Source organism: Mesorhizobium sp. M7A.F.Ca.CA.003.01.2.1 (assembly GCF_003998945.1).
Classification (GTDB): Bacteria; Pseudomonadota; Alphaproteobacteria; order Rhizobiales; family Rhizobiaceae; genus Mesorhizobium; species Mesorhizobium ciceri.
The window spans coordinates 1-9,157 of the sequence record NZ_RZRA01000091.1 but is presented as its reverse complement, the minus strand read 5'-3'; the positions used below and the strand labels follow the sequence as shown (position 1 = coordinate 9,157).

Annotated in this window: 8 protein-coding genes; 6 read left to right on the top strand and 2 right to left on the bottom strand. The window is 63.2% G+C overall.

What is annotated here, in order from left to right:
* Positions 1-216: 216 nt before the first annotated feature.
* Together EN969_RS06340 and EN969_RS06335 are read right to left on the bottom strand one after the other, a co-directional pair.
* Entirely contained in the window at positions 217-1,377 is a 1,161-nt protein-coding gene (locus EN969_RS06340; protein ID WP_024503027.1) for a patatin-like phospholipase family protein, read from the bottom strand.
* 47 nt (positions 1,378-1,424) lie between these two features.
* Positions 1,425-2,171 (bottom strand): acetoacetate decarboxylase, encoded by a 747-nt coding sequence (locus tag EN969_RS06335; protein ID WP_063169133.1) that lies wholly within the window; start codon positions 2,169-2,171, stop codon positions 1,425-1,427.
* A gap of 223 nt (positions 2,172-2,394) precedes the next feature.
* Here EN969_RS06335 and EN969_RS06330 point away from each other — a divergent pair, with 223 nt between their 5' ends.
* The 6 genes from EN969_RS06330 to EN969_RS06305 form a co-directional block, all read left to right on the top strand.
* Positions 2,395-3,183: a 3-hydroxybutyrate dehydrogenase gene (locus tag EN969_RS06330; RefSeq protein WP_063169132.1), complete on the top strand. Its 789-nt coding sequence runs from the start codon at positions 2,395-2,397 to the stop codon at positions 3,181-3,183.
* A 461-nt stretch (positions 3,184-3,644) separates the two neighbouring features.
* Complete coding sequence (locus EN969_RS06325) at positions 3,645-4,973, top strand: NAD(P)H-dependent oxidoreductase (protein ID WP_024503031.1); 1,329 nt, start codon at positions 3,645-3,647, stop codon at positions 4,971-4,973.
* A 2-nt stretch (positions 4,974-4,975) separates the two neighbouring features.
* Entirely contained in the window at positions 4,976-6,004 is a 1,029-nt protein-coding gene (locus tag EN969_RS06320; protein WP_063169131.1) for a thiamine pyrophosphate-dependent dehydrogenase E1 component subunit alpha, read from the top strand.
* Positions 6,004-7,002: an alpha-ketoacid dehydrogenase subunit beta gene (locus EN969_RS06315; protein ID WP_027163140.1), complete on the top strand. Its 999-nt coding sequence runs from the start codon at positions 6,004-6,006 to the stop codon at positions 7,000-7,002. The genes EN969_RS06320 and EN969_RS06315 overlap by 1 nt, the downstream gene beginning before the upstream one ends.
* A gap of 3 nt (positions 7,003-7,005) precedes the next feature.
* Positions 7,006-8,400 (top strand): pyruvate dehydrogenase complex dihydrolipoamide acetyltransferase, encoded by a 1,395-nt coding sequence (locus EN969_RS06310; RefSeq protein WP_127312833.1) that lies wholly within the window; start codon positions 7,006-7,008, stop codon positions 8,398-8,400.
* A gap of 149 nt (positions 8,401-8,549) precedes the next feature.
* The coding region (locus EN969_RS06305; RefSeq protein WP_127419027.1) for an SGNH/GDSL hydrolase family protein at positions 8,550-9,157 on the top strand (608 nt) is incomplete at its 3' end.

Here is a 9,157-nt window from a genome sequence, read left to right as displayed (position 1 = left end):
CGACTCCTGAGCGTTGCCGCGGTGCAGAATTCTGCTCCGCTGCACTCCGTGGCAAAGGTCACGGCATGGATCCCAGGGTCTCCGCGACGGAGCTTCGCTCCTGCTTCGCCCAAGGATGACGAAGTTTGGAGGCGTCGGCCAATCTCGAGCGTTGGCGATGGCCGTTCAAACGAATCCTGGCCAACAACGCTGAACCGTTGGGCATAACCGGCCTGGCTACGTCGGGTCTTCGCGATGCAGGTCATGGATGGCCACACCGTCGACATTGGTCGGCATCGTCAGCCACTCACGATGGCGCAAGGTGCGCTGCGTGTCCTCCAACCCTGTCTCCCAATGCTCGCGCATCGAGGTGCCTGAGAACTCATAGTCCTTGGCGTGACCCTCATAGCCCTTGTGCTGATAGATCAGGTGCACGATGTTGACGGTGCCGGCGTCCGAATAGTCCTCGATCAGCGCTTCCTCGGCCGGCGTCCGCAACTCCTTCGGCACCCGTTTCAGTGCATCGAGCAGGCGCATCTTGAGACCGTGGATGCGTTTGAAATTGTCGGTGTTTTGCCGTGTGCGGCTTGAATACATGATGTCCTTGTGGCGCGACAGCACGTCCGGCATGCTGCGCGGCAGGACGCCTCGCGCGCTGAACAGGTCGACCTGGAAAACCAGCGAGGAACGGTCCTCTTCCTGGTCGAGCAGATATTGCAGCGGCGTGTTGGAGACGATGCCGCCGTCCCAGTAATATTCGCCTTCGATGCGGATCGACGGGAACGCCGGCGGCAGCGCGCCGCTGGCCATGATGTGCTCCGGTTCGATGCGGACCTTGTCGGTGTCGAAATAGACGAAGTTGCCGGTCCGGACGTTGACCGCGCCGACGCTCAACCGCTTCTTGCCGTCGTTGAGGATGTCGAAGTCGATCAGGCTTTGCAGCGTCTCCTTCAGCTCGGCCGTGTCGTAGAAGCTGGTGGCGCCCTCGGCGCCGGGCTGCTCCATCCAGGGGTTAGGATTGCGCGGCTTGAAGAAGCCCGGCTGCCCCATGACCATGGTCATCCACGAACTGGTGCGATTGCGGATATCACGGTAGATGTCGCCTTCCGGCGTATAGGCCCAGATCTTGCGACCCGAAATCGTCTGCCAGAATTGCTCGAGGCGCTGCAGCCGGCGGCTCGATTCATTGCCGGCGATGATCGCCGCATTGATGGCGCCGATCGACACGCCGGAAAGCCAGCTCGGCTCGCAGCCGGCCTCTGCCAATGCCTGGTACACCCCAGCCTGGTAGGCGCCGAGCGCGCCGCCTCCCTGAAACACCAGCGCGACGCGGTCATACTGCGCCGAGATCTCCGCGATGGTGGCGGTGGCCTCCTTGTTGCGATTGCGTTCGAGCACGGCTTTGGTCTCCGACTTCTGTTTGGGCTCTGAAAGGCTTGTGCAGCTCAGGTGCGGTCGGCGAGATAATCGTGAACCACTTCGCCCAGCCCAAGCGTCAGGTCGGCGGTGAAGTGGACGGCGGATACGATGTCGAGCACCGGCAGCCGCGCCACGTCGGCCATGACGTGCGGCCGCAAATCGAGTGCGGCGGGCGCTGTCCAGGCTTCCTTCAGCGTGATGTCGGTGAGGTGGTAGCGGACCAGTTCGCAGATGCGCGGCGTGCCGTCGACATGCGGGACGATCTTGATCAGGAAATTGGGCGCGGCCAGCGAAGCGAGGACAGAGCCGTGATCGGCTTTCTTGTGCTTGTAGCCCATCGTGCCGGTGGCGCACAGAACGCTGCCATAGTGCAGCGTGCCGACGATGACCTCGCCTTCATGCACGATCTTGGGATTGGCAAGCTTCTTGGGAAAGCCCCACAGTTCGCGGCCGCCGGCGATCGGCGCGTCGTCGTCGAGATACATCGAATGGACGTAGGCGCCGTGCTGGCCCTTGTAGCGCACCGGGATGACCTGGCCGGTCTCGGTGTAGTCGCCGAAACCGGTCGAGTCAGGCATGCGGATGAATTCGTATTTGACCAGCGGCTCGTCGATCTCCAGCGGCTCCGGCACGACAGCCTCTAGCGCCTCGCGCGTCGTGCGGTAGGTGATGATGACGTATTCGCGGTTGAAGAAACGGTACGGCCCGGGCGGAAAGGAGGGGTTGGTCAGCGGCATCGCATAGGCGCGCTTCACGACATCGGCGATCTGCAAGGCTGTAGCCCCATTTTGGTTCAGGAATGACTGCGCGAATGCGCTCCGGATTATGTTGCACGGCACCATGACAGTGCCGTGTCAGCCGCCTGACAGCCGCCCAAGGGGCCTGTCGACGGCCGTCTCAACCCTGTAATCGCACCGACATATGGCTATGGCACTGTCATGGTGCGGCGCACAAAGGCGGCCCCGTTCGTTCCCTCCCACCTCTTGCGAGATCATCATGGGTTTCCTGTCTTCGAAGAACGCCCTCGTCACCGGCTCGACCAGCGGCATCGGCTTGGCCATCGCCCGCGCCTTTGCCGTGGAAGGCGCCAATGTCACCATCAACGGCCTTGGCGATGCGGCTGCCATCGAGCACGAGCGCGCCGGCATCGAGAAGGATTTCGGCGTCAAGTGCCGCTACTCCGGTGCCAACATGATGGATGGCGCGGCGGTCAGCGCCATGGTGCATGAGGCCGAGGCTGCCTTCGGCAGTCTCGATATCCTGGTCAACAATGCCGGCATCCAGCATGTCGCGCCGATCGAGGAGTTTCCCGATGACAAGTGGGAAGCCATCATCCGCATCAATTTGCTCGCCGCGTTCTACGCCATCAAGGCGGCACTGCCGGGCATGAAGACGCGCAAATGGGGCCGTATCATCAACACCGCCTCGGCGCATGCGCTGGTCGCCTCGCCGTTCAAGTCGGCCTATGTGTCGGCCAAGCACGGCATTGCGGGCCTCACCAAGACGGTAGCGCTCGAAGCAGCGCTCGACGGCGTCACCGTCAATGCGATCGCGCCGGGCTATGTCTGGACGCCGCTGGTCGAAAGGCAGATTCCCGACACGATGAAGGCGCGCGGCATGACCGAGGAACAGGTCAAGCACGATGTGCTGCTCGCCGCCCAGCCGACCAAGGAATTCGTCACCGTCGACGAGCTCGCCGCGCTGACGCTGTTCCTGTGTTCGGACGCGGCCAGGCAGGTCACCGGCACAACCTTGCCGATGGATGGCGGCTGGACGGCACAGTAGAGGGTAATCCAAGCGTTCCGTTTGCCTGCTGGTGCCGCTGGGCGCTGGCAGAAAAGCACCCGGCTATGCCGTGATCTTAATCGATGCGGATGGCGTGGTCGTGCATTTCCATGATTTTGCGATCGACGCGGCGGGTTGCCCGCCTCCGGCAGGCTTCGCGGGGCACTGAGCAGGACTTCCCGCGAGGGCCAAGATGCCGCCAGTCGCATGTGCCGGCCTATTGCACGGCAGCGCAACAGGCTGCGCCGTTGGCTGAGCTGAACGATCCCAACCGATGCCCATCCGCGCACTGACGGCGACTGCGCGGCATCGGGTTTCCCAGCCTCTTTCTCGTCCCGCCGGACTACGGTGAAAGTGTCCGAAAAAGCACGGGAATATGGACATTAGTCTTGACAGAAATACAGATGTTCAATACCCGTCAGGCAATCGAACAAGCCTGCATTATGGGAGGAACGAGCGGTATGGCTTCCAATGTTTCGTTGACGGGTCTTGCCCGCGATCTCGAGGAACGCGCAAAGTCGGGCAAGCCTATCCGCATCGGCCTGATCGGCTCGGGCGAGATGGGAACCGACATCGTCACTCGTGTCGCCCATATGTCGGGCATCGAGATCGGCGCCATTTCCGAACTGAACCTGCCGGCTGCCAGCAAGGCCGTCGATATCGCTTTCCAGGAAACCGGGCATGCGCGCGAAGTGTCGAATGCTTCGGCTATGACGTCGGCGATGGAAGCCGGCAAGGTCGCGGTCACCAACGACGCCGACCTTGTCATCAACAATGATCTGATCGACGTCGTCATCGATGCCACCGGGGTTCCCGCCGTTGGCGCCGAGATCGGGCTGCGCGCCATGGAGCATGGCAAGCATCTGGTGATGATGAATGTCGAGGCCGACGTCACCATCGGCGCCTATCTGAAAAGCGAGGCCGACCGGCTCGGCGTCACCTATTCACTGGGCGCCGGCGATGAGCCGTCCTCCTGCATGGAGCTGATCGAGTTCGTCTCGGCCATGGGTCACCCGATCGTTGCCGCCGGCAAGGGCAAGAACAATCCGCTCAACATCGACGCTATTCCCCCGGACTATGAGGAGGAAGCCAAGCGCCGGCACATGAATGTCCGCATGCTGGTCGAATTCGTCGACGGCTCCAAGACCATGGTCGAGATGGCGGCAATCGCCAATGCCACCGGCCTGGTTCCAGACAAGGCTGGCATGCATGGCCCGGCGGCGACGCTTGGCGAACTGTCCAAGGTGCTGGTGCCGCAGAAGGATGGCGGCGTTCTGTCGAAGGTCGGCGTCGTCGACTATTCGATCGGCAAGGGTGTCGCGCCCGGCGTCTTCGTCGTTGCCGACATGTCGCATCCGCGCATCTCCGAGCGCATGGAAGATCTGAAGATGGGCAAAGGCCCGTATTTCACTTTCCATCGTCCCTATCACCTGACCTCGCTCGAGGTGCCGCTGACCTGCGCGCGCGTCGTGCTCTACGGCAAGGCCGACATGGTGCCGCTGGCCAAGCCGGTGGCCGAAGTGGCCGCCGTGGCCAAGAAGGACATGAAGCCCGGCGAGAAGCTCGATGCGATCGGCGAATATTGCTACCGCGCCTGGATCATGACGACGCCTGAAGCGCGCGCCGCCAAGGCCATTCCCTGCGGCCTGCTGCAGGGCGGCTCGGTCACCGCGCCGATCAAGAAGGGCGAACTCATAACCTACGCGAATGCAGCGCCCGCGGCGGGCTCCAAGATCGCCGAACTGCGCGCTCGCCAGGACAAGCTCGTCTATGGGACCGTGGGAGCGTGATCATGGCCACAGCCAGCAAAGCCGTCACTGACAGTCGCGCCAATCTGCCCTTCGTCTACCGCCAGTACAGCGCCGAGCAGCTCAAGCAGGTGCTCCACAAGATGTACCTGATCCGCCGCTTCGAAGAGGGCGCGGAGGAGTGCTACACGCGCGGCCTCATCCATGGCACCATGCATTTGTCGATCGGCCAGGAAGCCAGCGCCATGGGCATCTGCATGCCGCTTGCCGAGGATGACCAGATCACCTCGACGCATCGCGGTCACGGCCACTGCATTGCCAAGGGCGCCGAGGTCAAGCGCATGTTCGCCGAGTTCTTCGGCAAGACCACAGGCTACTGCAAGGGCCGTGGCGGCTCGATGCACATCGCCGATGTCGGCAAGGGCAATCTCGGCGCCAATGGCATCGTCGGTGGTGGTATCCCGATCGCCGTGGGGGCGGCATTGTCCTCCAAGATGATGAAGACCGGCAAGGTCGTGGTCTCGTTCTTCGGCGATGGCGCCAACAATGAAGGCGCTTTCCACGAGGCGCTAAACATGGCGGCGGTCTGGAAGCTGCCTGTCATTTTCGTCTGCGAGAACAATGGCTACGGCATGTCGACATCGACAGCCCGCTCGACCGCGGTCAAGAACATCGCCGAGCGCGCCGCCGCCTATTCGATGCCCGGCGTCATCGTCAACGGCAACATCTTCTCCGAGGTCGCCGAGGCGTCTCATCAGGCTGTTGCCCGAGCCCGCGCCGGCGAGGGGCCGACGCTGATCGAGTCCAAGACCTATCGCCATCGCGGCCATTCCAAGAGCGACCGCAACCGCTATCGCACCAAGGAAGAGATCGAGGACTGGATGTCGAACCGCGATCCGATCACCCTGTTCGAAAGCGAGCTCAGGGAATTCGGCTTCATCGACGACAAGGGCATCGAGGCCATTCGCGATGCCGTGGCGCAAGAGATCGCCGAGGGCATCGAGTTCGCCAAGGCGAGCCCATCGCCCGATATCAGCGAGACGGGAAATTACGTGTATACGGAGCAGGCGTGATGGACGCGATGGTGCGTGAACTGAGCTACGCCCAGGCGATCCAGGAGGCCATGGCGATCGCCATGGACATGGACGAGCGCGTTTTCCTGATGGGCGAGGATATCGGCGTCTATGGCGGCGCCTTCCAGGTCACCGGCGACCTGGTCGAACGTTACGGCGCTGACCGCGTCATCGACACGCCGATTTCGGAACTGGGCGGCGCGGGCGTTGCGGTTGGGGCTGCGCTCACCGGCATGCGGCCGATCTTCGAGTTCCAGTTTTCCGATTTCGCCACGCTTGCCATGGAGCAGATTGTCAACCAGGCGGCCAAGATGCGCTTCATGCTGGGCGGCGAGGTTTCTGTTCCCGTGGTGATGCGCTTTCCCGCCGGTTCCGGCACCGGTGCGGCGGCTCAGCACAGCCAGAGCCTCGAAGCCTGGCTCGGCCATGTGCCGGGTCTGAAAGTCATCCAGCCGGCGACCCCCTATGATGCCAAGGGCATGCTTTTGGCGGCGGTCGCCGATCCCGATCCGGTCATGATCTTCGAGCACAAGCTGCTCTACAAGATGAAGGGACCGGTGCCCGAAGGCTATTACACCGTGCCGATCGGCAAGGCCGATATCCGCCGCGAAGGCCGGGATCTCACCATCGTCGCCACCTCGATCATGGTGCAGAAGGCGCTCGACGCGGCAGCCGTGCTGGAGAGCGAAGGCATCGACGTCGAAGTCGTCGATCTCCGGACCATCCGGCCGATGGACAAGCAGACCGTCATCGACAGCGTCAAGAAGACGTCGCGGCTGCTATGCGTCTACGAAGCGGTCAAGACGCTGGGCATCGGCGCCGAGGTCAGCGCCATGATCGCCGAGAGCGAAGCGTTCGACTATCTCGACGCGCCGATCGTGCGGCTGGGCGGCGCCGAAACGCCGATCCCCTACAATCCGGAACTCGAGAAGGCGACGGTGCCGCAAATTCCGGACATCATCACCGCCGCGCGCGACCTCGTGAAAGGGGTCCGCTAGACCATGCCGACCGAAGTCATTCTTCCCAAGGTCGACATGGACATGGCGACCGGACAGATCTCGCGCTGGTTTGCCGAGGAGGGCGCGCACGTCAAGAAGGGCGATGTGCTGTTCGAGATCGAGACCGACAAGGCGGCGATGGAAATCGATGCGCCGGCCAGCGGCGTCCTGCGCGATGTCACCGGCAAAGAGGGTGTCGATATTGCGGTCGGCGCTGCCGTGGCGTGGATCTATGCCGACGGTGAGGCCTATGGGGCTGATGCTGCTGCGGCCAAGCAGGACAAGGCGCCAATCTCCCCCCCCGCGGGGGAGATGTCGACGAAGTCGACAGAGGGGGGCGCTGTCGCGCCAACGTCTCATTCTGTCACGCACCCCTCTGCCCTACCCTCTTTGCCGCCACTTGGCATCTCCCCCACAAGGGCGGAGATCGGCCAATCGCCATCGGCCGGCCGTGCAACACCGCTTGCCCGGCGCCTGGCCCGTGAGGCCGGCCTGAACCTCTCGACCGTATCTGGCACCGGCCCGTATGGCCGGGTGGTGAGGGCCGATGTCGACGCGGCCATTGCCGGTGGCGGCGCCCAGACGGCGCCTGCCGCCAAGGCTCCGGCTGGCGTGCCGGCTGCTGCTCCTGCCGCGCCGGTAAAGGCGATGTCGGACGATCAGGTCCTGAAACTGTTCGAACAGGGCTCCTACGACCTTGTCCCGCATGACAGTATGCGCAAGACCATTGCGCGCCGCCTGGTCGAGGCCAAGACCACCATTCCGCATTTCTACCTGACGCTCGACTGCGAGCTCGATGCGCTGCTGGCGCTGCGCACGCAGATCAATGCGGCAGCCCCGGTGAAGAAGACCGACAAGGGTGATGCTCCGGCCTATAAGCTGTCGGTCAACGATATGGTGATCAAGGCGATGGCGATGGCGCTGAAGGCGGTGCCCGATGCCAATGCCTCGTGGACCGAAAGCGCCATGGTCAAGCACAAGCACGCCGATGTCGGCGTTGCCGTGTCGATCCCCGGCGGGCTGATCACACCGATCATCCGCAAAGCCGACGAAAAGACGCTGTCCACCATCTCCAACGAGATGAAGGACCTCGCCAGTCGCGCCCGCAGCCGCAAGCTGAAGCCGGAAGAGTATCAGGGTGGCACCACGGCGGTGTCCAATCTCGGCATGTTCGGCATCAAGGATTTTGCCGCGGTCATCAACCCGCCGCACGCGACCATCCTGGCAGTCGGCGCCGGCGAGGAGCGGGCAGTGGTCAAGAATGGCGAGATCAGAATAGCCACCGTGATGTCGGTGACGCTGTCGACCGACCACCGCGCCGTCGACGGTGCGCTGGGTGCCGAACTGCTGGTCGCCTTCAAGCGCCTGATCGAGAACCCGATGGGCATGCTGGTTTAGGGAAGCGAGAGGGCGGTGCGGATAGTCTTCACCAGCCTCTTCGCTTTCATCATTTCCGGATTCGCCACCGGACTGGCTGCTCGGAAACGGGCGGTCACAACCCATGGATGGCGGGTGAAGCGTGGGTTGATCGACGCGCAGGTGGGTGCATGAAGACGGTTCTTTGTTACGGCGACTCGCTGACCTGGGGCTACAATGCCGAAGGTGGCCGCCATGCGCTGGAAGACCGCTGGCCAAGCGTGCTGCAGGCCGGCCTTGGCAGTGGCGTCGAAGTTATCGCCGAAGGCCTCAATGGCCGCACCACCGCCTTCGACGACCACCTGGCCGGTGCTGATCGCAACGGCGCCAGGCTGCTGCCAACGGTGCTGACGACGCATGCGCCGATCGACCTGATTGTCATCATGCTCGGCGCCAACGACATGAAGCCGTGGATCCACGGCAATCCCGTCGCGGCCAAGCAGGGTATCCAGCGGCTGATCGACATCGTGCGCGGTCACGACTATCCGTTCGACTGGCCGGCGCCGCAGATCCTCATCGTTTCGCCGCCTGTCGTCAGTCGCACCGAAAATGCCGAATTCAAGGAAATGTTTGCCGGCGGCGACGACGCCTCGAAGTTTTTGGCACCGCAATATGCCGCGCTCGCCGATGAGGCCGGCTGCGGCTTCTTCGACGCCGGCAGCGTGGCGCAAACCACACCTCTCGACGGTGTTCATCTTGACGCCGAAAACACGCGAAACATCGGCGAGGCGCTGACACC